Annotated in this window: 20 protein-coding genes; 12 read left to right on the forward strand and 8 right to left on the reverse strand. The window is 61.7% G+C overall.

Going from position 1 to position 26,965, the window contains the following annotated elements:
- Window positions 1-95: 95 nt before the first annotated feature.
- Complete coding sequence (gene pdxB, locus ACP7E3_RS20450) at window positions 96-1,238, forward strand: 4-phosphoerythronate dehydrogenase PdxB (RefSeq protein ID WP_017848766.1); 1,143 nt, start codon at window positions 96-98, stop codon at window positions 1,236-1,238.
- A gap of 57 nt (window positions 1,239-1,295) precedes the next feature.
- On the opposite strand, the gene ACP7E3_RS20455 is transcribed toward pdxB, so the two are convergent.
- A complete protein-coding gene (locus tag ACP7E3_RS20455) occupies window positions 1,296-1,469 on the reverse strand; it encodes a PA1571 family protein (RefSeq protein ID WP_017848767.1) in 174 nt (57 codons plus the stop codon).
- Window positions 1,470-1,714: 245 nt separating this feature from the next.
- On the opposite strand from ACP7E3_RS20455, the gene ACP7E3_RS20460 reads away from it, so the two are divergent.
- A complete protein-coding gene (locus ACP7E3_RS20460) occupies window positions 1,715-3,499 on the forward strand; it encodes an ABC transporter ATP-binding protein/permease (RefSeq protein WP_426124199.1) in 1,785 nt (594 codons plus the stop codon).
- 64 nt (window positions 3,500-3,563) lie between these two features.
- Here the strand turns inward: ACP7E3_RS20460 and ACP7E3_RS20465 are convergent, their stop codons facing one another.
- Window positions 3,564-5,492: a transglycosylase SLT domain-containing protein gene (locus tag ACP7E3_RS20465; RefSeq protein ID WP_108524357.1), complete on the reverse strand. Its 1,929-nt coding sequence runs from the start codon at window positions 5,490-5,492 to the stop codon at window positions 3,564-3,566.
- 213 nt (window positions 5,493-5,705) lie between these two features.
- Between ACP7E3_RS20465 and ACP7E3_RS20470 the strand changes: the two genes are divergently transcribed.
- Window positions 5,706-7,625: an ATP-binding cassette domain-containing protein gene (locus tag ACP7E3_RS20470; protein WP_017848770.1), complete on the forward strand. Its 1,920-nt coding sequence runs from the start codon at window positions 5,706-5,708 to the stop codon at window positions 7,623-7,625.
- Between the two features lie 122 nt (window positions 7,626-7,747).
- Here the strand turns inward: ACP7E3_RS20470 and ACP7E3_RS20475 are convergent, their stop codons facing one another.
- Window positions 7,748-8,185, reverse strand: a complete 438-nt coding sequence (locus ACP7E3_RS20475; RefSeq protein WP_046384324.1) for a universal stress protein — start codon at window positions 8,183-8,185, stop codon at window positions 7,748-7,750.
- A gap of 105 nt (window positions 8,186-8,290) precedes the next feature.
- Between ACP7E3_RS20475 and ACP7E3_RS20480 the strand changes: the two genes are divergently transcribed.
- From ACP7E3_RS20480 to ACP7E3_RS20510, 7 genes are all read left to right on the forward strand, one after another.
- Window positions 8,291-8,728, forward strand: coding sequence for a hypothetical protein (locus tag ACP7E3_RS20480; protein WP_017848772.1), 438 nt, complete (start codon window positions 8,291-8,293; stop codon window positions 8,726-8,728).
- Between the two features lie 493 nt (window positions 8,729-9,221).
- Window positions 9,222-11,369 carry a fatty acid oxidation complex subunit alpha FadB gene (fadB, locus tag ACP7E3_RS20485; protein ID WP_104903749.1) on the forward strand — a complete coding sequence of 716 codons (2,148 nt, stop codon included), beginning with the start codon at window positions 9,222-9,224 and terminating at the stop codon, window positions 11,367-11,369.
- A 29-nt stretch (window positions 11,370-11,398) separates the two neighbouring features.
- Window positions 11,399-12,574, forward strand: coding sequence for an acetyl-CoA C-acyltransferase FadA (gene fadA, locus ACP7E3_RS20490; RefSeq protein WP_026140242.1), 1,176 nt, complete (start codon window positions 11,399-11,401; stop codon window positions 12,572-12,574).
- A gap of 97 nt (window positions 12,575-12,671) precedes the next feature.
- A complete protein-coding gene (locus tag ACP7E3_RS20495) occupies window positions 12,672-12,908 on the forward strand; it encodes a DUF1653 domain-containing protein (RefSeq protein ID WP_010563748.1) in 237 nt (78 codons plus the stop codon).
- Between the two features lie 114 nt (window positions 12,909-13,022).
- Complete coding sequence (topA, locus tag ACP7E3_RS20500; protein ID WP_046384322.1) at window positions 13,023-15,644, forward strand: type I DNA topoisomerase; 2,622 nt, start codon at window positions 13,023-13,025, stop codon at window positions 15,642-15,644.
- A 190-nt stretch (window positions 15,645-15,834) separates the two neighbouring features.
- Window positions 15,835-16,356: a DUF6586 family protein gene (locus tag ACP7E3_RS20505; protein WP_017848776.1), complete on the forward strand. Its 522-nt coding sequence runs from the start codon at window positions 15,835-15,837 to the stop codon at window positions 16,354-16,356.
- 198 nt (window positions 16,357-16,554) lie between these two features.
- A complete protein-coding gene (locus ACP7E3_RS20510; RefSeq protein ID WP_017254451.1) occupies window positions 16,555-16,788 on the forward strand; it encodes a hypothetical protein in 234 nt (77 codons plus the stop codon).
- Between the two features lie 116 nt (window positions 16,789-16,904).
- Here ACP7E3_RS20510 and sulA read toward each other — a convergent pair whose 3' ends face one another.
- Together sulA and lexA are read right to left on the reverse strand one after the other, a co-directional pair.
- On the reverse strand, window positions 16,905-17,378 hold the full coding sequence (gene sulA / locus ACP7E3_RS20515; RefSeq protein WP_017848777.1) for an SOS-induced cell division inhibitor SulA: 474 nt from the start codon (window positions 17,376-17,378) through the stop codon (window positions 16,905-16,907).
- A gap of 10 nt (window positions 17,379-17,388) precedes the next feature.
- Window positions 17,389-17,997, reverse strand: coding sequence for a transcriptional repressor LexA (lexA, locus tag ACP7E3_RS20520; RefSeq protein WP_003172575.1), 609 nt, complete (start codon window positions 17,995-17,997; stop codon window positions 17,389-17,391).
- 263 nt (window positions 17,998-18,260) lie between these two features.
- On the opposite strand from lexA, the gene ACP7E3_RS20525 reads away from it, so the two are divergent.
- Window positions 18,261-18,968, forward strand: a complete 708-nt coding sequence (locus ACP7E3_RS20525) for a TetR/AcrR family transcriptional regulator (RefSeq protein ID WP_046384321.1) — start codon at window positions 18,261-18,263, stop codon at window positions 18,966-18,968.
- Between the two features lie 143 nt (window positions 18,969-19,111).
- Entirely contained in the window at window positions 19,112-20,122 is a 1,011-nt protein-coding gene (gene nagZ / locus ACP7E3_RS20530; protein WP_126586394.1) for a beta-N-acetylhexosaminidase, read from the forward strand.
- A gap of 111 nt (window positions 20,123-20,233) precedes the next feature.
- Here nagZ and ACP7E3_RS20535 read toward each other — a convergent pair whose 3' ends face one another.
- From ACP7E3_RS20535 to mfd, 3 genes are read right to left on the reverse strand one after another with little or no spacing between them, the layout of a single operon-like run.
- Entirely contained in the window at window positions 20,234-22,927 is a 2,694-nt protein-coding gene (locus ACP7E3_RS20535) for a DEAD/DEAH box helicase (protein ID WP_128191935.1), read from the reverse strand.
- A 9-nt stretch (window positions 22,928-22,936) separates the two neighbouring features.
- On the reverse strand, window positions 22,937-23,503 hold the full coding sequence (locus ACP7E3_RS20540) for a CsiV family protein (protein WP_017848781.1): 567 nt from the start codon (window positions 23,501-23,503) through the stop codon (window positions 22,937-22,939).
- Window positions 23,504-23,514: 11 nt separating this feature from the next.
- On the reverse strand, window positions 23,515-26,964 hold the full coding sequence (mfd, locus tag ACP7E3_RS20545; protein WP_026140243.1) for a transcription-repair coupling factor: 3,450 nt from the start codon (window positions 26,962-26,964) through the stop codon (window positions 23,515-23,517).
- Window position 26,965 lies beyond the last annotated feature (1 nt).

Genomic DNA, 26,965 nt, shown 5'->3' on the forward strand with positions numbered 1-26,965 from the left:
AAGCGATCTTCCAGGCGCCGCAGCGTCCACCTTCGATCTGCGGTGGAACACCGATCGCATCCCTGTACACTGCTGTTCCGCCAAAGGAGCCTGCCATGCTGATTGTTGCCGACGAAAATATTCCGCTGCTCGATGCTTTCTTCCAAGGATTTGGCGAAATACGCCGGGTGCCCGGCCGTTCCATTGACCGCGCCACCGTCGAGCAGGCCGATGTGCTGCTGGTGCGCTCGGTGACCAACGTCAACCGGGCCTTGCTCGAAGGTTCCAAGGTGCGCTTTGTCGGCACCTGCACCATCGGCACCGATCATTTGGACCTCGACTATTTCCAGCGTGCCGGCATTCAATGGTCCAGCGCGCCCGGCTGCAATGCCCGTGGCGTGGTGGACTACGTGCTGGGCAGCTTGCAGACCCTGGCCGAGATCGAGGGCGCCGACCTCAACCAGCGGACTTACGGTGTCGTCGGCGCCGGTGAAGTGGGCGGGCGTTTGGTCAAGGTGCTCAAGGGCCTGGGCTGGAACGTGCTGGTCTGCGACCCGCCGCGGCAGATCGCCGAAGACGGTGACTACGTCAGCCTGGAGCAGATCATCGAGCAATGCGACGTGATCAGCCTGCACACGCCGTTGACCAAGTCCGGCAACGGCTCCACCTGGCACTTGTTCGACCGCGAGCGCCTCAACCGCCTCAAGCCCGGTGCCTGGCTGATCAACGCCAGCCGTGGCCCGGTGGTGGACAACGCCGCCCTGCGCGACGTGCTGCTTTCGCGTGAAGACCTGCAAGCGGTGCTGGATGTGTGGGAAGGCGAGCCCGAAGTGGATGTCGACCTGGCCGACCTCTGCGTGCTGGCCACCCCGCACATCGCCGGTTACAGCCTGGACGGCAAGCAGCGCGGCACGGCGCAGATCTACCAGGCGTTCTGCGCGCATCTGGGCCAGGCGCCGGCGATTGAACTGAGTGATTTGCTGCCGCCGCCGTGGCTGGCCGAGGTCCACTTGAATGCGTCTACCGACCCGGCCTGGGCGCTGGCGACGTTATGCCGCAGCGTGTACGACCCGCGTCGCGACGATGCGGATTTCCGTCGCAGCCTCGTGGGAACGGTGGACGAGCAACGCAAGGCGTTCGATCTGCTGCGCAAGCACTATCCGGAGCGCCGTGAGATCGATGGCTTGAAGGTGCGTATCCATGGGCAATCGGCGCTGTTGTCTGGCATCGTCGAGGCATTGGGCGCTGAGCTGCTGTAGGAACGAGGTCACAAAAAAACCGGCCATCAAGGCCGGTTCTGAAAGAGCGTGGGCGCTTCAGCCTTGCTGGGCAGGCTTGACCAGTCGCTGTTCCAGCTCGCGGCACGCTTGCTGGATCATGTCTTCGGTAATCTGCACTTCGCGGCCTTGGGCGTCGATGACGGAGCAAGGCAGGTATTGCGGTTGGCGGATTACTTCAATCTTGGCATCGCTGCTGTTTTGCAAGGTCATGGCCTGTCTCCTCATCAGGTTGTGTACCAACTTTAACCCCCCCGCGTGACCGAGCTGTTACAACTCCTTGCAAGATCATCGCTTCGAATACTCAGTCCACCAGAAACCGTTACAAATTTCCAGCCGGGTGTTAGACCGATAACCTCTAGGGGGCAGAGTGGGCGGGCATAATTAACCCGACTCATTGTTATTTACCCAAGTTCCCCCAATGTTGTCTGTAGGTTCCGATCTCCCCTCATCAGGTGATGCCCCCCATGTTCTCAGTCCGACAACGCCGTGCAATTCGCCTGGCCAGCCGCTTCATTGCGCCCTATCGCTGGCAGGCGCTTGGCGCGCTGGTGGCGCTGATCGTCACCGCCGGTATCACCTTGTCCATGGGCCAGGGCATTCGCCTGTTGGTGGACCAGGGCTTCATGACCCAGTCGCCGCACTTGCTCAACCAATCCATCGGCCTGTTCATGATCCTGGTACTGGGCCTGGCCGTCGGCACGTTTGCGCGGTTTTACCTGGTGTCGTGGATCGGCGAGCGGGTGGTGGCCGACATTCGTCGGCAGGTGTTCAACCACCTGATCTACCTGCATCCTGGGTTTTATGAAAACAACCGCAGCTCGGAAATCCAGTCGCGGTTGACCACCGACACCACATTGTTGCAATCGGTGATCGGCTCCTCGCTGTCGCTGTTCCTGCGCAATGCGTTGATGGTCATCGGCGGCATCGTGCTGCTGTTTGTCACCAACCCCAAGCTCACCAGCATCGTGGTGGTGGCGCTGCCGCTGGTGCTGGCGCCGATCCTGATTTTCGGCCGCCGCGTGCGCAGCCTGTCGCGCTTGAGCCAGGACCGTATCGCCGACGTCGGCAGCTACGTGTCCGAGACGCTCGGCCAGATCAAGACCGTGCAGGCCTATAACCACCAGGCGCAGGACGAACAACGCTTTGCCGTGACCGTCGAGGACGCTTTCAGCACCGCACGTAAGCGCATCGCCCAGCGTGCCTGGCTGATTACCCTGGTGATCATGCTGGTGCTCGGCGCTGTCGGGGTGATGCTGTGGGTCGGCGGCATGGATGTGATCAGCGGGCGCATTTCCGGCGGCGAGCTGGCCGCGTTTGTGTTCTACAGCCTGATCGTCGGTAGCGCCGTCGGCACCTTGAGCGAAGTGCTCGGCGAGTTGCAGCGCGCCGCGGGGGCGGCAGAGCGGATCGGCGAGTTGCTGCAGTCGCACAACGAGATCCAGGCGCCCGCCGCTGGCAGCGTGCAATTACCGCCACGCGTCAGCGGCCGCATGGAGCTGCAAGACCTGCGCTTTTCCTACCCGTCGCGGCCGGACACTTACGCCATCGACGGTTTGAGCCTGACCATCAACCCCGGCGAAACCCTCGCGCTGGTGGGGCCGTCGGGCGCGGGCAAGTCGACGATTTTCGACCTGTTGCTGCGCTTCTATGATCCCCAGCACGGCCGCATCCTGCTCGAAGGCCAGCCGCTGACCGAACTCGACCCCCAGGACCTGCGCCGCCACTTTGCCCTGGTGTCCCAGAGCCCGGCGCTGTTCTTTGGCAGTGTCGAAGACAACATCCGCTACGGCAACCCGAGCGCCACTCGCGAGCAGGTCGAAGCCGCCGCGCGGATTGCCCATGCTCACGACTTCATCCTGCAAATGCCCGATGGCTACCAGACCCACCTCGGCGACGGCGGCATGGGCCTCTCCGGCGGCCAACGGCAACGCCTGGCGATCGCCCGCGCGTTGCTGGTAGATGCGCCGATCCTGCTGCTGGACGAAGCCACCAGCGCCCTCGACGCCCAGAGCGAACACCTGATCCAGCAGGCGCTGCCACAACTGATGCAGGGCCGCACCACGCTGGTCATCGCGCATCGGCTGGCGACGGTGAAGCATGCGGACCGGATCGCAGTGATGGACCAGGGCAAGCTGGTGGCGATCGGCACGCATCAGCAGTTGATCGCGAGCAACCCGCTGTATGCGCGGTTGGCGGCGTTGCAGTTCAGTGACGGCGTGGAGGAACAGGCTGCGCACTGAAATCACTGCGCATAAAAAATGCCCGCATCCTTCGATGCGGGCATTTTTGTGTATGCGTCACGCTTTATTGATCGTCGAAATACCGCTCATGCCAGTCCACCAACGGCTGTGGCGAATTGAGCTTCTGCCCGTAGATCACCGAATAAGACAGCACGTTCTGCACGTACTGGCGGGTTTCGTCGAACGGGATGCTTTCCACCCACACGTCGAAACTCAGGTGATCGGCGCCGCGCAGCCACTGGCGCACGCGGCCCGGGCCGGCGTTGTAGGCGGCGGAAGCGAGGACGCGGTTGCCGTTGAACTGGCTGTGTACCTGGCTCAGGTAAGCGGCGCCGAGCTGGATGTTTTTATCCGGATCGAGCACCTGGGCTGGGGAGGCCAGCGGGATGCTGAACTTGCGCGCGGTGTCTTTGGCGGTGCCGGGCATCAGCTGCATCAGGCCGCTGGCGCCGACGCCGGAGCGGGCGTCGTCCATGAACGCGCTTTCCTGGCGGGTGATGGCGAACACCCAGCTCGAATGCAGGCCACGCACCTTGGCTTCGCGCACCAGGGTGTCGCGGTGGGCCATTGGGAAGCGGATGTCGAGGTCATCCCAGTACTGCGCCTGGCTGATGGTACGGATCGCCGGGAAGTACCACTTCATGTCGTAGGCCAGCCTGGCCTGGGCGACCATTTCGTCGCGGTTGAAGTGACGGCTGACGTGGTACCACTCGCGGCGGCCATCGACCACCTGGCCCCGCGCATAGAACTCCAGGGCGCGGCGCACGCCGGGGGTGTTGCGCACTTTGTTGATCAGCGCCTGGCTCATCAACAGCGGCTTGTTCATCAACTGGTACGGCGCTTTGGAGCGGTCGGCGGCGAGGAAACCGTAGAAATCGCGCTCCCGCGACAGGTTCTTGTACAGCACTAGGGCTTGCGGGTTTTTCGGCTCGGCCAGCTCCAGGCTGCGGGCCTGCCAGTAGCGCCAGCGGTTGGTGGTGGCCAAGTCCTGCGGGAGTTTGCGCGTGAGTTGGTAGGCGTCTTCCCAACGGGCCAGGCGCAACAGCAGGCGCAGGCGCCATTCGGACACGGTGTTGTCGCGCAGTTCCGGGTCGTACTTGGTCATCACCTCAAGGGCGCGTGGGTCAAAGCGCTTGGCCAGGGTCAGGCCGATCTCGCGGGCAATCGCCACTTTTTCGTCACGGGAGAAGTGCATGCTGCTGGCATAGCCGTCGAGCATGGCCATGGCCTTGTCCGGGTCCTGGCGCGCCAGGCGGCGAAGGCCCAGGCCCACGGCGTCAGACATGGCCTCGGTGGCCGGCAGGAAGCGCGACGGGTCGCTGAGCATCTCCGGCTTTTGCGCCACGTCCACCATCAGGCGGCCTTGGGCGCCGAGGGTCGGCAGGCTTTTCACCAGGCTGTTGGCCAGCGCGTAGTTGCGGGCTTCGGCGGCGAGCTTGGCGCGGTCCCAGATTTTCTGTTCGGTGAGTTGGCCATCTGCGGCCCACTGCGCGAACGTGGCATCACAGGCGGACGGTTGCGATTTACCGGTCAGCCAGAGTTTTTCGGTGGTTTTGTAGCCTTCGGCCTTCAGATTGTGCGTGAGCTGGAACTGGCCATGCAGGCAATCGAGCTCGACGAAATTGAGCTTGGGGTCGTAGTACTTTTCAAAGGTCTGCCAGTCGCCACGCTCGGCCAGCCAGCGCAACCAACGCAGTTTCATCCAGTTGGCCTGGGGCAGGTCGCCGTTTTTGGCGAGGAATTGTTCGATTTCCTCGTTGCTCGCGGTCTTCAGGCGTGCGGTCAGCTCGTCGTAGGCCAGGTACGGCGTCAGCGGGTAGTCGGCCAAGGCCTGGCTGTATTGCATGTAGGGCCCGGTATCGCCCTTGGCCAGGGCGCGTTTGGCTTCATCGTAATATTGACGTTGGGTGGTTATGTCCACGGCCAGGGCGGGTTGAGCGGCAGTGGCAGTAAGAAGCAGACAAGATAAAAAGTTGAAAAGGCGACTGCGCATGAGACGTCCGTGCAGAGAAATCACGACTAGCGCCGGCACCGCCGACACTCATTGCCTCTAGCTTAGCCTTTTGCCAGCGGCCGGTGAAAGCTTTGCCGACCTGTTCGTTCAAGTTCGCCGGAATTGTCTTACAGAACCCACCCGTAGCGAAAATGCCGGCCGCATCCCACCCTCAACTCAGGTAGAATGCGCGCCCAGTTTTTGGAGAAGCGTATGACCCTGCTCAAATTCAGCGATGTGTCCCTTGCTTTCGGCGCTATGCCGTTGTTGGACAAGGTGTCCTGGCAGATCGCCCGTGGTGAGCGGGTGTGCATCATCGGCCGCAACGGCACCGGCAAGTCCAGCATGATGAAGCTGGTAAAAGGCGACCAGAAGCCCGATGACGGCTCTGTATGGCGCGCCCCGGGCCTCAAGATTGGCGAATTGCCGCAGGAACTGCCGGTGGCCGACGGACGGACAGTGTTCGACGTGGTCGCCGAAGGCCTGGACGGCGTCGGTGAGTTGCTTGCGCAATACCATCACCTGGCGCAGAACTGCGTCACCGAGGAAGACCTGGACAAGCTGATGCACGTCCAGCAAGACCTCGAAGCCCGTGACGGCTGGCGCCTGCAGCAACTGGTGGACAGCACCCTGAGCCGCCTGCAACTGCCGGCCGACAAGACCCTCGCCGAATTGTCCGGCGGCTGGCGTCGCCGCGTCCTGCTGGCCCAGGCCCTGGTGTCCGAGCCGGACCTGCTGCTGCTCGACGAACCGACCAACCACCTGGACATCGGCGCGATCGCCTGGCTCGAAGAAGCCCTCAAGGATTTCCAGGGCGCCGTGCTGTTCATCACGCACGACCGGTCCTTCCTGCAGAACCTGGCGACCCGCATCCTCGAGCTGGACCGTGGTGGCCTGATCGACTGGAACGGCGACTACGCCAGCTTCCTGGTCCACAAAGAAGCCACCCTGGCCGCTGAAGAAACCGCCAACGCCTTGTTCGACAAGCGCCTGGCCCAGGAAGAAGTGTGGATCCGCCAGGGCATCAAGGCGCGCCGCACCCGTAACGAAGGCCGTGTACGCGCACTCAAGGCCCTGCGCGTTGAACGCAGTGAGCGTCGCGAGCGCACCGGCAAGGCCAACATCATGCTGGAAACCGCCGATAAGTCGGGCAAGCAGGTGATGGTGCTGGAGAACGTCAGCTTCCATCACCCGGACGGTCCGTTCCTGATCAAGGACTTCTCCATGGTCCTGCAGCGCGGCGACCGTATCGGCCTGCTCGGCGCCAACGGCACCGGCAAGACCACGTTGCTCAAGCTGATGCTCAACGGCCTGCAGCCGACCAGCGGTAAAGTGGAAGAGGGCACGCGCATCGACGTGGCCTACTTCGACCAATTGCGTCACCAGTTGGACCTGGAAAAAACCGTGATCGACAACGTCGCCGAAGGCCGCGACTTTATCGATATCGACGGCCAGAGCCGCCATGTGCTGAGCTACCTGGGCGACTTCCTGTTCAGCCCGCAGCGCGCACGCACGCCGGTCAAGGCCTTGTCCGGTGGTGAGCGTGCGCGCTTGCTGCTGGCCAAGCTGTTCAGCAAGCCGGCCAACCTGCTGGTCCTCGACGAACCGACCAACGACCTCGACGTGGAAACCCTCGAGCTGCTGGAAGAGGTCCTGCTGACCTTCAACGGCACTGTGCTGATGGTCAGCCACGACCGGGCATTCCTCGACAACGTGGTCACCAGCACCCTGGTCTTCGAAGGTGAAGGCAAGGTGCGCGAGTACGTCGGTGGTTACCAGGACTGGCTGCGCCAGGGCGGCTCGCCGCGCCTGCTGGGCGTGACCGAGAGCAAGTCCGGCAAGGCCGACTTGACCTCTGCCGTCGTCGCCCCCGTGGCCGCCGCTGCACCGGCGCCGGAAGCCGCGCCTGCCGCGAAGAAGAAACTCAGCTACAAGCTGCAGCGTGAGCTGGAAGCCCTGCCGGGTGAAATCGACGCCAAGGAGCAGCAGATCGCTGCGGTCGAAGCGCAAATGGCTGACGCGGGTTTCTACCTGCGTCCGGCGGCGGAAACCGCCGAGGTCATCGCGTCCCTGGAAACCTTGAACCAGGAGCTGGAAGTGCTGGTTGAACGTTGGGCCGAGTTGGACGCCTGATTGATTCCAGTGCATTAAAAAACCCGGTGTTCATTTCAATGAGCACCGGGTTTTTTATATGAGCTGCAGTCCAATATATGGGAGGGAGCAAGCTCCCTCCCATATTTGGGTCTCGATCGGTCTTACGCGTTCTTTTTCAGCTTCACCGCCAGCACATCACACGGTGCGCCGTGCAGGACGTCATTGGCGGTGGAGCCCAGCAGCAAGGCCAGGCCGTGACGGCCATGGCTGCCGACCACGATCAGGTCGCAGCCCTGTTCCTTGGCCAGGTGATGGATTTCCTGGCGTGGCTGACCATAGGTCAGGTGGCTCTGACCTTTTTTCAGGTTCGGGTACTTGGTGATCAGGCGCTCAAGGCGTTCCTTGGCTTGATCGAATTGCTGCTGTTGCAGTTGTGACAGGTCCATCGGCACGTCGCCGCCAAAGGCCATGGCCATCGGTTCGACGATATGCACCAGGGACAGCTTGGCAGTGGTGCCAGCCAGATCCACGGCGCGTTTGATCACTGGATCGCACTCTTCGGTCAGGTCTACGGCGACCAGAATATGTTCGTATGACATGGGGCGTTCCTCCAGGGGACTGCAATAAGTTCAGTATGGCTGCTTTCAAGCGGATGGGGTTGCGTCAGGTCAAATCCGCTTATCTAAAAAATCGGGAGTACACATATGACGGTCTGGATAGTGGTGTCAATCCTTGCGGTGGTTTTGAGCCCCCTGGCATGGCTGCGCCCGTCGCGCCATCAGAGTGGGCGCATGGCCCTGCGCATGGAGGCGCGCCGCATGGGCCTGGCGATGCAACTGGCGCCCCAGGCGTGGCCGCACTGGCTCAAGCAGGAGCCGCCGAGCCCGTGCGCGCAATACCACCGGCCACGGCGCGGCAAGGTCCCTGCACTATGGAGTTATTGGCAGCTGGAGCCTGGCGTGTGGGTCAACCAGTGGCAGGAAGCCTGCGTGGACGAGCAATTGCTGGCGCATTTTGCGACGCTGCCGGCCAACGTCTACAAAGTCGAGGCAGACCGGCAAATGATCGCGTTGTGCTGGGGCGAGAAGGGTGAGGTGAGCGACCTGCAGGCCATTGATACGTTGCTCAAGGCCCTGGCCTGAACGTCGGGCAATAAAAAGCCCGACATCATCATCGGGCGGGGTTGGCCAGGCAGGCCGGTAAAGCTGTGTGTTTCACGCCGGGTATTCACCCAGGCGTTTTGACTATTCTGTAATGGCTGCCGCAAGCCTAGCCGGATATCCGGATCTGTACAGTCTTTTCCTACGCTGTATTCATTATTGATTTGGTGAATAGTTGAATATTGGCGAAGCGTGGGCCAAGGGTTGGGGTTCTGAAATGACTGGAAAGTCGCGTTTTTCCTAGCGCTTTCGAGCGATTGACAATTGCCCGGAATTGGATGAAGGTGGCGTACCCAAATCAAACGGGCGTATGAATTGAGCGTTTGTCTGTCAGACGTCTCATACAGAATCCCGACTATCGCATTGGCGGGTGTGCCTGGCGCATTGGGGTGAGCATTGACGAAATCATCAATGTCCAACCAGAGGCCAGCGTCCGATGTGTACTGTTCAGCTTCCATATCGTGGAGATCAGTTGATGATTTACGAAGGTAAAGCCATCACGGTTAAGGCTCTTGAAAGTGGCATCGTCGAACTGAAATTCGACCTCAAGGGTGAGTCCGTCAACAAGTTCAACCGTCTAACCCTGAACGAACTGCGTCAGGCCGTAGACGCCATCAAAGCAGATGCTTCGGTCAAGGGCGTGATCGTCTCCAGCGGCAAGGACGTGTTTATCGTCGGCGCCGACATCACCGAATTCGTCGAGAGCTTCAAGCTGCCCGATGCCGAGCTGGTGGCTGGCAACCTCGAAGCCAACAAGATTTTCAGCGATTTCGAAGACCTCAACGTGCCGACCGTTGCCGCGATCAACGGCATCGCGCTGGGCGGCGGCCTGGAAATGTGCCTGGCCGCGGATTTCCGCGTCATGTCGGCCACTGCGAAAATCGGCCTGCCGGAAGTCAAGCTGGGCATCTACCCAGGTTTCGGCGGCACTGTGCGCCTGCCGCGCATCATCGGGGCCGACAACGCCATCGAGTGGATCGCCGCCGGCAAGGAAAACAAAGCTGAAGACGCGCTGAAAGTCGGTGCCGTCGATGCTGTGGTTGCTCCGGACAAACTGGCCGAAGCCGCGCTGAACCTGATCAAGGGCGCCATCAGCGGCGAATTTGATTACAAGGCCAAGCGTCAGCCGAAGCTGGAAAAACTCAAGCTCAACGCCATCGAACAAATGATGGCGTTCGAAACCGCCAAAGGTTTCGTGGCTGGCCAGGCCGGCCCGAACTACCCGGCGCCGGTTGAAGCGATCAAGACCATCCAGAAAGCCGCGAACTTCGGTCGCGACAAAGCCCTGGAAGTGGAAGCGGCAGGTTTCGTCAAACTGGCCAAGACCTCCGCTGCCCAGAGCCTGATCGGCCTGTTCCTGAACGATCAGGAACTGAAGAAAAAGGCCAAGGCCTACGATGAAGTCGCCAAGGATGTGAAACAGGCCGCCGTACTCGGTGCCGGCATCATGGGCGGCGGTATCGCCTATCAGTCGGCGTCCAAAGGCACGCCGATCCTGATGAAAGACATCAACGAACACGGCATCGAGCAAGGCCTGGCGGAAGCGGCCAAGCTGCTGGTGGGTCGGGTTGATAAAGGTCGCATGACCGCGGCGAAAATGGCTGAAGTGCTCAACGGCATTCGTCCTACGCTGTCCTACGGCGATTTCGGCCACGTCGACCTGGTGGTCGAAGCGGTTGTCGAAAACCCGAAGGTCAAGCAAGCGGTACTGGCGGAAGTGGAAGCCCAGGTCAAAGACGACACCATCCTGGCGTCCAACACCTCGACCATTTCCATCACGCTGCTGGCCAAGGCCCTCAAGCGTCCGGAAAACTTCGTCGGCATGCACTTCTTCAACCCGGTACACATGATGCCGCTGGTGGAAGTGATCCGTGGTGAGAAGTCCAGCGAGCTGGCCGTCGCCACCACCGTTGCCTACGCCAAGAAAATGGGCAAGAACCCGATCGTGGTCAACGACTGCCCGGGCTTTTTGGTCAACCGCGTGCTGTTCCCGTACTTCGGCGGTTTCGCCAAGCTGGTCAGCGCCGGTGTGGACTTTGTGCGTATCGACAAGGTCATGGAAAAATTCGGCTGGCCGATGGGCCCGGCGTACCTGATGGACGTGGTCGGCATCGACACCGGCCACCACGGTCGCGACGTGATGGCTGAAGGCTTCCCAGACCGCATGAAAGACGACCGCCGCTCGGCGATCGACGCGCTCTACGAGGCCAAGCGCCTGGGCCAGAAGAACGGCAAGGGCTTCTACGCCTACGAGACCGACAAGAAGGGCAAGCAGAAGAAGGTTGCCGATCCGTCGGTCCACGAAGTGCTCGCGCCGGTCATCTATGAACAGCGTGAGGTGTCCGACGAGGACATCATCAACTGGATGATGATCGCCCTCTGCCTGGAAACCGTGCGTTGCCTGGAAGACGGCATCGTCGAAACCGCCGCCGAAGCCGACATGGGCCTGGTGTACGGTATTGGTTTCCCTCCATTCCGTGGCGGTGCACTGCGTTACATCGACTCGATCGGTGTGGCCGAGTTCGTTGCCCTGGCTGATCAATACGCTGATTTGGGCCCGCTGTACCACCCGACCGCGAAGCTGCGTGAGATGGCCAAGAACGGCCAGAGCTTCTTCGGTTAAGCGTCCCATACACTTGAGCGAGAATATTTATGAGCTTGAATCCAAGAGACGTCGTGATTGTCGACTTCGGTCGCACGCCGATGGGCCGCTCCAAGGGCGGCATGCACCGCAACACCCGCGCCGAAGACATGTCGGCGCACCTGATCAGCAAATTGCTGGAGCGTAACGTCAAGGTCGACCCGAACGAAGTCGAAGACGTGATCTGGGGCTGTGTCAACCAGACCCTGGAACAGGGCTGGAACATCGCCCGCATGGCCTCCTTGCTGACCCAGATCCCGCACACCGCGGCCGCGCAGACGGTCAGCCGCCTGTGTGGTTCGTCGATGAGCGCATTGCACACGGCCGCCCAGGCGATCATGACCGGCAACGGTGATGTATTCGTGGTCGGTGGCGTGGAGCACATGGGCCACGTCAGCATGATGCACGGTGTCGATCCCAACCCGCACATGTCGCTGCACGCGGCAAAAGCCTCGGGCATGATGGGCCTCACCGCGGAAATGCTCGGCAAGATGCACGGCATTACCCGCGAAGCCCAGGATGCGTTCGGCCTGCGTTCCCACCAGCTCGCCCACAAGGCGACCGTGGAAGGCAAGTTCAAGGATGAAATCATCCCGATGAACGGCTACGACGAGAACGGTTTCCTGAAACTGTTCGACTACGACGAAACCATTCGTCCGGATACCACCCTGGAAAGCCTGGCCGCCTTGAAACCGGCGTTCAATCCAAAGGGCGGCACCGTGACAGCCGGCACTTCGTCGCAAATCACCGACGGTGCCTCGTGCATGATCGTGATGTCGGCGCAGCGTGCCAAGGACCTGGGTATCCAGCCGATGGCGGTGATTCGTTCGATGGCCGTAGCGGGTGTGGACCCGGCGATCATGGGCTATGGTCCGGTACCGGCGACACAAAAAGCCTTGAAGCGCGCGGGCCTGACCGTCGCCGATATCGACTTCTTCGAGCTCAACGAAGCCTTCGCCGCACAGGCCCTGCCGGTGCTGAAAGATTTGAAAGTACTCGACAAGATGAACGAGAAGGTTAACCTGCACGGCGGCGCGATCGCCCTGGGCCACCCGTTCGGTTGCTCCGGCGCGCGAATCTCCGGCACTTTGCTCAATGTGATGAAGCAAAATGGCGGCAACCTCGGGGTTGCAACCATGTGCATTGGTCTCGGCCAAGGCATTTCCACCGTCTTCGAACGCCTTTAAGCGTTGGGTTGACGGAAGCCGGGGCCCAGTGCCCCGGTTTTTGTTTTTCGGTAGTTTTATTATTTTTTTTTAACAAATTTTGTAAGGTGGCCAGAGCATGAAAGTCGAACCAGGGCTCTACCAACATTATAAAGGTCCGCAGTACCGCGTTTTTAATGTGGCGCGGCACTCCGAGACCGAAGAAGAAGTGGTGTTCTACCAAGCACTGTATGGCGATTACGGCTTTTGGGTGCGCCCGTTGAGCATGTTCCTCGAGTCCGTCGAAGTTGACGGCGAACAGGTCCCACGCTTTGCTTTGGTGCAGGCCGAACCCAGTCTTTTTTCAGGGCAATAACGGCAGGCTGCGCAGAATGCTGCGCTTGACCTCACCCGGTTGCCACTATATATAGCGTTGCCGCGTCAGGCGCCAACTGCCTTTCACTTCTCGAATTCAGGAATTTTCCGATCCATGGGCAAATCGCTGGTCATTGTGGAATCCCCGGCTAAGGCCAAGACCATCAACAAGTACTTGGGCAACGAGTACGTGGTGAAGTCGAGTATCGGCCATATCCGAGACCTGCCCACCAGCGGTTCGGCTAGCGCCAGCAAGGAGCCTGCCGCCAAGCGCGGCAAGGCGGCTGCGGGCGAAGGTCCGGTGCTCACGCCTAAAGAGAAAGCGCGCAAGCAGCTGGTCTCGCGCATGGGTGTGGACCCGGAACATGGCTGGAAGGCCAAGTACGAAATCCTTCCGGGCAAGGAAAAGGTCATCGAAGAGCTGCGCCGGCTCGCCAAAGATGCCGACACCATCTATCTCGCAACGGACTTGGACCGCGAAGGGGAAGCCATTGCCTGGCACCTGCGGGAAGCCATCGGCGGTGATGACAGCCGCTACAAGCGTGTGGTGTTCAACGAAATCACCAAGAAAGCCATCCAGGAAGCCTTCTCCAAACCGGGCGAACTGGATATCGACCGCGTCAACGCCCAGCAGGCCCGTCGTTTCCTCGACCGTGTCGTGGGTTACATGGTCTCGCCACTGCTGTGGGCCAAGATTGCCCGTGGCCTGTCCGCTGGCCGTGTGCAATCGGTAGCGGTCAAGCTGGTGGTGGAGCGTGAGCGCGAGATTCGTGCGTTCAACCCTGAAGAATACTGGGAAGTCCACGCCGACCTCGGCACCGCCAAGGGCGCCAACGTGCGCTTTGAAGTGGCCCGTGAAAAAGGCGAGGCCTTCAAGCCGCTGAACGAAGCCCAGGCCATGGCCGCGCTGGAGAAGCTCAAGTCTTCCAGCTACAGCATCGTCAAGCGCGAAGACAAACCGACCAGCAGCAAGCCGTCGGCGCCGTTCATCACGTCCACCCTGCAACAGGCCGCGAGTAACCGCCTGGGCTTCGGCGTGAAGAAAACCATGATGATGGCCCAGCGTCTGTACGAAGCCGGCTACATCACCTATATGCGTACCGACTCCACCAACCTGTCGCAAGACGCGGTGGCGATGGCGCGCACGTATATTGAAAGCGAGTTCGGCAAGAAGTACCTGCCGGAGAAGCCGAACGTCTACAGCAGCAAAGAAGGCGCCCAGGAGGCTCACGAAGCGATTCGTCCTTCCGACGCCAACACCGAGCCGAGCAAGCTGAGCGGCATGGAACGTGACGCTGAGCGCCTCTATGAGCTGATCTGGCGCCAGTTCCTGGCCTGCCAGATGCTGCCGGCGCAATACCTGTCCACCACCGTCAGCGTGGGCGCAGGCGACTTTGAGCTGCGTGCCAAGGGCCGTATCCTCAAGTTCGACGGCTACACCCGCGTGATGCCGCAAATCGCCAAGCCAGGCGACGACGACGTACTGCCGGACATGGCCCAGGGCGACACGTTGAAGCTGATCAAGCTCGACCCGTCCCAGCACTTCACCAAGCCACCGGCGCGTTATTCGGAAGCCAGCCTGGTGAAAGAGATGGAGAAACGCGGTATCGGTCGTCCTTCGACCTATGCGGCGATCATCTCCACGATCCAGGACCGTGGCTACGTGGCGCTGCACAACCGGCGTTTCTATTCGGAAAAAATGGGCGACATCGTTACCGAGCGTCTGTCCGAGAGTTTCTCCAACCTGATGGACTACGGCTTCACCGCCGGCATGGAAGAGAACCTCGATGACGTGGCCCAGGGCGAGCGCGACTGGAAGAGCGTGCTCGACGAGTTCTACGGCGACTTCAAGAAAAAACTCGAAGTGGCCGAAAGCCCGGACAGCGGCATGCGTGCCAACCAGCCGGTGATGACCGACATCCCGTGCCTGACCTGCGGCCGGCCGATGCAGATTCGTACCGCGTCCACTGGCGTGTTCCTCGGTTGCTCGGGCTACAGCCTGCCGCCGAAAGAGCGCTGCAAGGCCACCGTCAACCTGGTGCCGGGCGATGAAATCGCCGCCGACGACGAGGGTGAATCCGAATCGCTGGTGCTGCGTGGCAAGCACCGTTGCCCGATCTGCAGCACGGCGATGGATGCCTACCTGTTGGACGAGAAGCACAAGTTGCACATCTGCGGTAACAACCCGGATTGCGACGGCTACGAGATCGAAGAGGGCAGCTACCGCATCAAAGGCTACGAAGGCCCGAGCCTGGAATGCGACAAGTGCGGCAGCGAGATGCAACTCAAGACCGGCCGTTTCGGCAAGTTCTTCGGTTGCACCAACCCGACGTGCAAGAACACCCGCAAACTGCTGAAAAGCGGTGACGCGGCGCCGCCGAAGATGGACCCGGTGAAGATGCCCGAACTCAAGTGCGAGAAGGTCAACGACACCTATATCCTGCGTGATGGCGCTTCGGGGCTGTTCCTGGCTGCCAGCCAGTTCCCGAAAAACCGCGAGACCCGTGCGCCGCTGGTGCTCGAGATCGTGCCGCACAAGGATGAGATCGATCCGAAGTACCACTTCCTGTGCGAAGCGCCGAAGAAGGACCCGGACGGTCGCCCGGCCGTGATCCGCTACAGCCGCAAGACCAAGGAACAGTACGTGCAGTCCGAAGTGGACGGTAAGCCGACCGGTTGGAAGGCGTTCTACGACGGCGGCAAGTGGAAGGTCGAGGACAAGCGCCAGGGCGCTTGATCGGTTAATCTGATAACGCTAAAAGCCGTCTGCATAGACGGCTTTTGCTTGCTGTAGGAGCGAGCTTGCTCGCGAAGGTCGCTAACGATTACACGAAAAACCTGATGCCCTACGGCGCCCCCAGGTTTTTCGCGAGCAAGCTCGCTCCTACATACCAGCATTACGCCTATTCGTTGTGGAGATTGCCGTCATGGCCAACGAACTCTATACCCGTACCAACCAGAAAATTTACTTCGCGGGTTTATCCCTGGAAGCCCTTGGCCGTGCCGAGGAAGGGAAGGAGATGAACGCCATCGCGCTGGTCCAGGCGGGGCGTGAGGCGGCCCTGTTCCACCTGTACGGCGCCTTGCTCGGGCTGTGTCATGAAATCGCCGGGTTCTACCGTTTGCCCCAGGCCGGTTCGCCGCGTGCGGAAATGATCATGAATCGCGAAGTGCTGGACGCCATGGCGATCCCTGAACTCGCCGAACTGGTGGAAATGGCGCAAAGCCCCGACAGTTGGGTGGCACGCCTGCTCAAAGCGCATGCCGATATGTTCCAGCCGCCACGTGTTCCCCATGTGCCCAAGGGCGATGTGACCCAGCCGTTGATCGTGGCGCTGTCGCTGGAAGAGGATGAACCGAAGCCGTTGAGCCGCGAAGAGCTTGAAGGCTGGCGCCAGGAGCTGAAAAACATGGCGCTGCGTTTTCGTGAAGGTTTGAACGAGTGCTGAGACACGCTCGTTGAGCCGGTGATCATTGCGAGCTGACAGCCAAGGCACCTGCGCAGATGGGTGCCAATCAAAATTGTAGCAGTGGGCTTGCTCTCACTAAGCACCATTCATCCAGCCGTAAAGAAACCTCGCCAGATCCACTGCGAGGCCCGGCAGATGACTGATATAATCCCGGCCTTTCGTGGAGAACAGACTTTTATGCCAACGTCCTTTCTGGAAATTGTTGAATTGCCTGACGGCCGAATCGAGCTGCGCCGGGCTGAGGACGAGGGTTCTCTGGTTATCTTGGACTTTTCCGAAGACGCCAAGGCGTTCCTGCAAGGCCAGCACGTGGAAGTGGCAAAAGCCATGTTGAGCGTTGGCGTACAGATGGCAGGCCGCCTGGCAGAAGGCGAACCGGAGAAAGAAGACGGTCCACGGGTTCTGCACTGAGTGTGGCGTGGGAGCTTGCTCCCGCTGGGGCGCTAAGCGGCCCTGAACATGCGATTGCTGCACCGTCCAATGGGAGCAAGCTCCCTTGCCACAGGGCTAGCCTGCGGCACCTCGAATTACCCCAAACGAATATTCAAGCTCTGTGCATCGCCGGTACGCGCAGCGCTGATCAACTGTTGCTTGGCGTTGGCATTCAGCGGGTTCAACCAGCTCACCACTGTATGGCTGCGGCCCAGGCGCAGGGCTTCGCAGGTCAACTGCTGGGCACTTTGCGCGCCGCGTGGTTGCAGCAACAGGATGCGCTCGCGGTTGAGACCGGCGTCCCGCAGCCAAGCCTGGGTCAGGCTGGCGGGTGGGGCGATCAGCGTCAACCAGCGTGCATCCTGTTCCTCGCTCAGTTCTCGCAGGATCGGCGCCAGCAGGCTCAGGCAGCTCCCGGCCGCACCGCGCAACGACAGTTCACTGAACGCCTCAGGCTCGGCGCACCAGGGCGCCTCGACCGTTTCCTTGAGGATGGGCGCAAGGGGTTGGGCCATGAAGGCCTCGAACAGCGACAGTTGTGTGTGTTGTGGGGTGTGCACGAGCTGCATGATGCCTCCTTTAGCGGCGAATGACGCCGACGCTCAGGCCTTCGATCACCAGGTCCTGGTCTTTCAGGTTGACTTCGATCGGGGCGAACTCAGGGTTCTCGGCCAGGAGCCAGACCTTGCTGCCTTCGCGCTTGAAGCGTTTGACGGTGACTTCATCGCCGATGCGGGCGACGACGATCTGGCCGTTACGGGCTTCACGAGTGGTGTGGACGGCCAGCAGGTCACCGTCGAAAATGCCCACGTCCTTCATGCTCATGCCATGCACCCGCAACAGGTAGTCGGCGCGAGGGTGGAAGAAGGTCGGGTTGATGTTGCAGGATTCCTCGACGTGCTGTTGCGCCAGGATCGGCGCGCCGGCAGCGACGCGGCCGATGATCGGCAGGGTCGATTCGTCGGCCTTGGCTTCGAAACCGGGGATGCGAATGCCCCGCGAAGCGCCCGGGGTCATCTCGATCGCGCCTTTGCGAGCGAGGGCCTTGAGGTGTTCTTCGGCGGCGTTGGGGGATTTGAACCCCAGCTCCAGCGCAATTTCCGCGCGCGTCGGCGGGTAGCCGTTGTCGTCGAGGCAGCGCTTGATAAAAGCCAGAATCTCAGCTTGGCGTGGCGTCAGTTTTAGCATGTTGATCGCTCTGTCTTTTTATACAGTGACTGGGATTATATACAGTGGACTGCGCTTGGCAATCATCCTTTTTTGCGCGTCCGCTGGACGGTCATTCGTCAGCCCTCCTACAACGCAAAGACAGCGCTGCCTACAGAGTTGAAAGGATGTGATTAAATAGCGTTCAAATAGATGACTGCCTGGCCGGAAAGCGAACCCACAGGCTTGACAAGACACAAGCTGAAACGTATGTTTCAAACAAGTGTTTGTCAGGCGGAGTAGCCATGGCCCAGTCGGAAACCGTTGAACGCATTCTCGATGCTGCCGAGCAATTGTTCGCGGAAAAAGGATTTGCTGAAACCTCATTGCGGCTGATCACCAGCAAGGCCGGGGTCAACCTCGCCGCCGTGAACTACCATTTCGGCTCGAAAAAAGCCCTGATCCAGGCGGTGTTCTCGCGTTTCCTGGGGCCGTTCTGCGCCAGTCTCGACCGTGAGCTCGAACGCCGCCAGGCCAAGGCCGACCATAAGCCAAGCCTGGAAGAACTGCTGGAAATCCTCGTTGAGCAAGCGCTGGTGGTGCAGCCACGCAGCGGCAACGACCTGTCGATCTTCATGCGCCTGTTGGGCCTGGCGTTCAGCCAGAGCCAGGGCCACCTGCGCCGCTACCTGGAAGACATGTACGGCAAGGTGTTCCGCCGCTATATGTTGCTGGTCAACGAAGCCGCCCCGCGCATCCCGCCGATCGAATTGTTCTGGCGCGTACACTTCATGCTCGGCGCTGCGGCATTCAGCATGTCCGGGATCAAGGCCTTGCGGGCGATTGCCGAGACCGACTTTGGCGTCAACACCTCCATCGAGCAGGTGATGCGCCTGATGGTGCCGTTCCTCGCTGCCGGCATGCGCGCCGAAACCGGCGTGACCGACCAGACCATGGCTGCCGCGCAATTGCGTCCGCGCAGCAAATCGACGCCAATCCCCGCGAAGGTTTGACCGCCCCGGGTGTGCGCGGCCGCCAGCATCCGCTAAGCTAGCCGCCCATGCCGAATTCAGCTATTTACTCGCAACCCATTGTTCTTGCCGCGCCTGTCGCGCCGCGAGGGCAATGGGTTGTGTGCGTTATTTAAGGAAGGTTTATGACTGCTGCCCTGCAAGGTTCTTTGATGGTCGACGTTGCCGGTACCTGGCTGACGGCCGAGGATCGCCACCTGTTGCGACAGCCTGAGGTGGGCGGCCTGATCATTTTTGCGCGCAATATCGAGCATCCGCGCCAGGTGCGGGAATTGAGCGCGGCGATTCGTGCCGTGCGCCCGGACCTGCTGCTGGCGGTCGACCAGGAGGGCGGTCGCGTGCAGCGCCTGCGCCAGGGTTTTGTGCGCCTGCCGGCCATGCGCGCGCTGGCGGATCACCCTAACGCCGAATACCTCGCCGAACAGTGTGGCTGGATCATGGCCACTGAAGTCCTGGCCGTCGGCCTGGACCTGAGTTTCGCCCCCGTGCTGGACCTGGACTACCAGCGCAGCGCCGTGGTCGGCAGCCGTTCCTTCGAGGGCAACCCCGAGCGCGCCGCGGTGCTTGCCGGGGCGTTTATCCGCGGCATGAACAGCGCCGGCATGGCCGCCACCGGCAAGCACTTCCCGGGGCACGGGTGGGCTGAGGCCGATTCCCACGTTGCGATTCCCAATGACGAACGCAGCCTGGAACAGATTCGCGCCAATGACTTGGTACCTTTCGCACGCCTGAGCCGGCAATTGGCTGCGGTGATGCCAGCCCACGTCATTTACCCGCAAGTCGACGCCCAGCCGGCCGGTTTCTCGCGCCGCTGGTTGCAGGACATCCTGCGCGGCGAATTGCAATTTGACGGGGTGATTTTCAGCGACGACCTGTCCATGGCTGGCGCCCATGTGGTTGGGGATGCGGCCAGCCGTATTGAAGCCGCACTGACGGCGGGGTGCGACATGGGCCTGGTGTGCAACGATCGGGCGGCTGCCGAACTGGCGCTGAGCGCGGCCCAGCGGATGAAGGTCACGCCATCGGCGCGGATCGCACGGATGCGTGGGCAGGCGGTTGCGTCGATGGAGTATAAGCAAGACCCGCGTTGGCTGGTGGCGCTCGGCGCGTTGCGGGATGCGCAGTTGATCGATTGAAACGGCGGCGCGCCTATCGCGGGCAAGCCCGCTCCTACACTTGATTGCGTACATTCTGTCGAAGTGCGGTTGAATGTGGCGGCGCGCTGGCCCGTGAGGGCGATCTAACCGTCAGCGTTTTTCTTGTTTGTTGGGCAGCGGCGCAAACAGCGCTTCGATCTCTTCGTTGCCCAGCTGCCAATCCCCGGTGGTCCGCCCGTCCAGCACGCCCGCTGCAAGGTCGGACTTTTCCTTCTGCAGGTGCTGGATTTTCTCCTCCACCGTGCCCCGTGCAATCATCTTGTAGACGAACACCGGCTTCTCCTGGCCGATGCGATACGCACGGTCGGTGGCCTGGTTTTCCGTGGCCGGGTTCCACCACGGGTCATAGTGGATCACGGTGTCGGCTTCGGTCAGGTTGAGTCCTACGCCACCTGCCTTCAGGCTGATCAGAAAGATCTGCAGCTTGCCGCTCTGGAAGTCTTTCACCGGCGTGCGCCGATCGCGGGTCTGGCCGGTCAGCAGCGCGTAGGCGACGCCGCGTTTTTTCAGCTCGAGTTCAATCAGGCTCAGCATCGAGGTGAACTGGGAGAACAACAGAATCCGGCGCCCTTCGGCAAACAGCTCTTCGAGCATTTCCATCAAGCTGTCGAGCTTGCCCGAGCTGCTGCCGCGCGTTGGCAGGGTGGCATCGTTGACCAGGCGCAAATCGCAGCACACCTGGCGCAGCTTGAGCAGCGCTTCAAGAATGATGATCTGGCTGCGCGCCACGCCTTTGCGGGTGATCTCATCGCGGACTTTTTTGTCCATGGCCAGGCGCATGGTTTCGTACACATCGCGCTGGGCCTCATTGAGCTCGACCCAGTGGATGATCTCGGTTTTCGGCGGTAATTCCGTCGCCACCTGTTCCTTGGTACGGCGCAGCAGGAACGGTTTGATCCGACCGTTCAGGTGCTGCAATCGTACATCGCTGGCGCGTTTTTCAATCGGCACGCGGTAGTCGCGGTTGAAGCTTTTCACGTCGCCCAACCAGCCCGGCAACAGGAAGTGGAACAGCGACCACAGCTCGCCCAGGTGGTTTTCCAGCGGGGTGCCGCTCAGGCACAGGCGCTGCCGTGCGTTCAGCTCACGCGCCGCCTGGGCCGCCTTGCTCGAAGGGTTCTTGATGTACTGCGCTTCGTCGAGGATCAGCACATGCAAGGGCAGGGCGGCGAGTTGCTCGATGTCTTTGGGCAGCAACGCATACGTGGTCAGCAGCAGGTCGTAGTCCTGCAGGTTTGCGAAGTGCTTTTTGCGGGTGGCGCCATACAGCGCCAGGACCTTGAGTTGCGGCGTGAAGTGCGCGGCCTCGTCGAGCCAGTTGGGGATCAGGCTGGTGGGCATCACCACCATGCACGGGCGGTCCAGGCGCCCGGCGATCTTCTCGCTGAGAATATGCGCCAAGGTCTGTAGGGTTTTGCCCAGGCCCATGTCGTCCGCAAGAATGCCGCCCACTTCCAGCTGGCGCAGTGACTGCATCCAGCTCAAGCCCTCCAGCTGATAGGGGCGCAAGGTCGCGTTCAAGCCTTCGGGCGCGACGCAGGTGAAATCCTTGATGTCGCGCAGGCGCTGGGCGAAGGTGCGGATCTTCTCACCGCCTTCCCATTGCAGCGGCAGGTCTTCCAGCGGGTTGAGGCGGATCGCGTCGGCCTTGGCCAGGCGCAGCGTGGTGGTGCCGGGTTCCTGCAGGTAGAACTCGCCGAGGGTGGCCAGGACGGGTTTCAGGCGGCCGTAGGGCAGCGCCACTTGCAGCGGGCCGTGGCCACCGTTGGGCAGGCCGGGGATGTTGACCAGGATCAGTTCGTCATCGCGGCGGCGTGCGAGTTTTTCCGGGTTGAGGATTTCGGTGTGCGAACGCATCAGGTTGAGCAGGATCGGCAGCAGGCTCAGGCGTTCGCCGTTGACGATGATCCCCAGTTCCAGGTCGAACCAGTCGCGCTCCGGCCCTTCGTCGACGGTGGCATACCAGTCGTCCACCGGGCTCAGGTCGAAGCCGAAGTCGTCGTCGATCTGCAACTCCCAACCTTCGGCCCGTAGTGTCGGCGATGCGTTGAGGGTGAAGTTCAGCCAGGCGCTGTCATTGATCATCTCGAACAGTTCGCCGGCACTTTCCGGCAACGCTTTGCTCTGGCGCGTGGCGATCTTGAAACCGAGCAGGCGCAGTTGTTCGCGATAGCGCTGTTCCAGCTCGGGGTGCCGCTTGATCCGCAGGCTCTGGGTTTCCTGGCGGACGATGATGTCGACGTTCTTTTGCCCGCTGACGTAGTTGCCCAGATAGTTGAACGACAGCGCCGCACGGTGCTGGATATAGCGCTGCATCTTGCCGTTGCGCGGCTCGAACGCGCTGAACTCGACACTGGCCAGCCACAGGCGCGGCACGGGCAGCACGTCGTCCATCACCACCTGCGGCAGCACCACGCGGTTGTCCAGCACGGCCTGGAGTTTTTCCAGCAGTTCGGCGTCCTGGGCCGCCGCCGGGTAGGCCAGGGTTTCCTGGACCTTGAGCAGCACCGCGGCGATGTGTTTGCAGTTGGTGTGTACCGGGCAGGTGCAGCGGCTGTCCACCAGGATCAGCGTGCCCTTGGCCGATTCGCGCAACGAGATGGTCTGCCGGTAGACGTTGCTGCCCGAGCCTTCGCAACTGGCGATGATGGTGCTGTCGCCCGACTCGACGATGCGTACCCGGTTCTCCAAGGCATAGCGCCGCCCGCGCTCCAGGCTTTGTTCTTTGAAGCGATTGGCCCACGAAGGGGCCAGGGGCTTGGTGAGCGGCGACGTCAGGGGCATGGCGCTGGATCAGTCCTGAAAGTCGACGGGCGGTGCGCTGGGCTGTTTGGCGGTCAACGAAGTGATCTTGATCAGCAGCGCCAGGTGGCCGCCATCCAGGTAGTTGAGCTGGTTGTTCTTGGTCCGCACGTCTTTCTGCGCCAGATGCTCGCTGGCGATGACGCTGCCGTTGCCGTCGAACTGGTTGATCCAGAAGTCCGCGTCGATATCGGTAAAGCGCCCCAGTTGCAGGCTCAGCACACCCTCGAGGGGAAACTGACCGAACTGCTCCCGGCCGTCGGTGATCGCGATTTTTACCGGCTGCTCACCGAGGTTCTGTTCCCAGGCCTTGTGCGCCAGCACCGTGTAGTTGGCGTCTGCGCGGAGTTTGTCGACGATCGTGCCCAGGCGCGCCGGGCTGCTTCTGTCGCCCAGGCGCTCGGCGCCGGCATCCCAGTCTTCCGGCGCGGCGCGGCTGTTGATCACCGGCTCCGCGTTCTGGCGCACCAGGACCATTTCCACTTGGTACAGGCTGTCGGCAAACGCCGAAGGTGCGAGTACCACTAATAACAAGCTCAGAATGCGAAACACGCGCATTGGGGCGTCCTTCAAACAGATTTCGGGATGAGGCGCTCAAACAGCGCCTCCAAGGTATTGAAGCGTTCTTCGGCACGTTCCATCGGCACCATGAACTTGAACAGCGTAGCCCCTTCGAACTTGTACCGGTTGGGCTGGCCCTGGATCAGCTTGATCAGCACCAACGGGTCCACCGGCGTCTGCGCTTCGAACTCGATGCGCCCGCCCTGCGGCCCCGCGTCGACCTTCTTGATCCCCAGTTGCTCGGCCTGCAATTTGAGCAGGGTCAGGCGCACCAGGTTCTTGGTCGGTTCCGGCAACAGGCCGAAGCGATCGATCATCTCCACCTGCAGGTCCTTGAGGCCTTCTTCGTCGGTGGCCGAGGCGATGCGCTTGTACAGGATCAGTCGCGCGTGGACATCCGGCAGGTAGTCTTCGGGGATCAATGCCGGCAAGCGCAGGTTGATCTCCGGACCGCCGCCCAGGGGTTGGTCGAGGTTCGGTTGCTCGCCCTTGCGGATGGCTTTCACCGCGCGTTCGAGCATCTCCATATATAAGGTGAAGCCCACGGCCTGGATCTGCCCGCTCTGGCCGTCGCCGAGCAGTTCGCCGGCGCCACGGATTTCCAGGTCGTTGGTGGCCAGCACAAAGCCGGCGCCCAGGTCCTGGGTGTTGGCGATGGCTTCCAGGCGTTTTTCCGCATCGCCGGTGATTTGCTGGCGCGGTGGCGTCAGCAGGTAGGCGTAGGCCTGGTGGTGACTGCGTCCGACGCGGCCGCGCAGTTGATGCAGTTGTGCCAGGCCGAACTTGTCGGCGCGCTCGATGATGATGGTGTTGGCGCTCGGCACGTCGATGCCGGTCTCGATGATGGTCGAGGCGATCAGCACGTTGAAGCGCTTGTGGTAGAAGTCGCTCATCACCTGTTCGAGGTCGCGCTCGCGCATTTGCCCGTGGCCGATGGCGATGCGTGCTTCCGGCACCAGTGCGGCGAGGTCGGCGGCGCATTTCTCGATGGTTTTCACATCGTTGTGCAGGTAATACACCTGCCCGCCGCGCAGCAATTCGCGCAGCAGCGCTTCCTTGACCGTGCTGTTGTTCTGCTCCATCACGAAGGTGCGTACCGACAGGCGCCGCGCCGGTGGAGTGGCGATGATCGACAGGTCGCGCATGCCCGACACCGCCATGTTCAGCGTGCGCGGAATCGGCGTGGCGGTGAGGGTCAGAATGTCGACTTCGCTGCGCAGGGCCTTGAGCTGTTCTTTCTGACGCACCCCGAAGCGGTGTTCTTCGTCGATGATCACCAGGCCCAGGTTCTTGATCTTCACATCGTCCGACAGCAGCTTGTGGGTGCCGATCACGATGTCGATCTTGCCCTCCGCCAGGTCGGCGACGGCGGCGTTCACTTCCTTGGCGGATTTGAAACGGCTCATCACTTCGACGGTCACCGGCCAGTCGGCAAAGCGGTCGCGAAAGCTGTTGTAGTGCTGCTGGGCGAGCAGGGTAGTCGGCACCAGGATCGCCACTTGCTTGCCGCCATGCACTGCGATGAAGGCGGCGCGCATCGCCACTTCGGTCTTGCCGAAGCCCACGTCGCCGCACACCAGGCGGTCCATCGGCTTGGGCGCGAGCATGTCGGCGCGCACGGCTTCGATGGTGGTTTGCTGGTCCGGGGTTTCTTCGAAGGCAAAGCCGGCGCTGAAGGTGGCGTAGTCGGCTTTCGGGTCGGCGAACGCGTAACCCTCGCGGGCGGCGCGACGGGCATAGATGTCGAGCAGCTCGGCGGCGACGTCGCGCACCTGTTCGGCGGCCTTGCGCTTGGCTTTCTGCCAGGTCTCGGAACCCAGGCGGTGCAACGGCGCCAGGGCGTCGTCGCTGCCGGTGTAGCGGGCGATCAGGTGCAGGTTGGCCACCGGCACATACAGCTTGGCGCCTTCGGCGTATTCCATGGTGAGGAATTCGGCGGCCTGGTTGTCGATTTCCAGCGTTTGCAGGCCCAGGTAGCGGCCGACGCCGTGGTCGATATGCACCACCGGCGCGCCTTCGCGCAGTTCGGTGAGGTTTTTGATCACTGCGTCGTTGTTGGCGTCGGCGCGTTTTTCGCGGCGACGGCGCTGCATCACCCGTTGACCGAACAGCGGGCTTTCGGCGATCAGCGCCAGGGCCGGATCGTCCAGCAACAGGCCTTCATCCAGCGGCGCAATGGTGATCGCCAGGCGCTCTTTGCCGGCGACGAAGTCCGGCCAGCTGTCGACGGTTTTCGGGCGCAGCTTCAGGCGTTCCAGCAGCTCCAGCAGCACTTCGCGGCGCCCGGCCGATTCGGCGGTAAACAACACGCGCCCGGCGAAATCGCCGAGGAAGTTGGACAGCGCTTCGAGCGGCTGGCTGGCCTTGGCTTCAATCGCCAGGTTCGGCAGGTTTTGCGCGGGGAAGCGCGTGCGGCCGCTGCCTGCGTCCACATCCTCTTGGCTGGCGACCACGCGCGGCCAGTTTTTCAGGCGGGCGAAGCAGTCTTCCACCGGCAGGAACAGTTCAGCCGGCGGTAATAAAGGACGGGACGGATCGACGCGACGCTCTTCATAGCGGTTGCGCACGTCGCTCCAGAAGTTTTCCGCCGCCTGCTCGATGCCCGGCAGCGAGAACACCTGGGTGTCCTGGGGTAGGTAGTCGAACAGGGTGGAGGTTTCGTCGAAGAACAGCGGCAGGTAGTACTCGATACCGGCGGGAGTAATCCCACTGCTCAAGTCCTGGAAGATCGGGCAGCGGCGGAAGTCGACGTCGAAGCGTTCGCGAAAGCGCGCCTTGAAGCGCGTCACCGCGTCTTTCTGCAGCGGGAATTCCCGCGCCGGCAGCAGTTTGATCGACTCGACTTTGTCGATGGAGCGCTGGTTTTCCGGATCGAAGGTGCGCAGGGTCTCGATTTCGTCATCGAACAGGTCGATGCGGTACGGCAACTTGCTGCCCATCGGGAACAGGTCGATCAGCGCACCGCGCACCGCGAATTCGCCGTGCTCGTACACCGTGTCGACGCAGCGGTAGCCGCTGGCTTCCAGGCGTGTACGCATTTGCTCCACGTCGAGCTTCTGGCCGATATCCAGCACCAGGCTGCTGCCCAGCAGGAACTTGGTCGGCGCCAGGCGGTGCAGCGCCGTGGTGATCGGCACCACCAGCACGCCGTGGACCAGTTCCGGCAGGCGGTACAGGCTGGCGATGCGCTGGGAAATGATGTCCTGGTGCGGCGAGAACAGGTCGTAGGGCAGGGTTTCCCAGTCGGGAAAATGCAGCACCGGCAAATCGGGGGCGAAGAAGCTCAGCTCCTGCTCCAGCCGTTCGGCGCTTTGGCTGTCGGCGGTAAGCAGCAGGGTAAAGCGCTTGGCTGCGCTGGCAGCCTCGGCGATGGCCAGGCTCAGGGCGGCACCGGGCAAATTGCCCCAGTGCTGTTTACCTGCCGCGGCAGGGAGTTGCGGTAGACGCAGAACGGGCACG

The organism is Pseudomonas sp. PSPC2-3, from assembly GCF_049898265.1.
GTDB classification, from domain to species: Bacteria; Pseudomonadota; Gammaproteobacteria; order Pseudomonadales; family Pseudomonadaceae; genus Aquipseudomonas; species Aquipseudomonas veronii.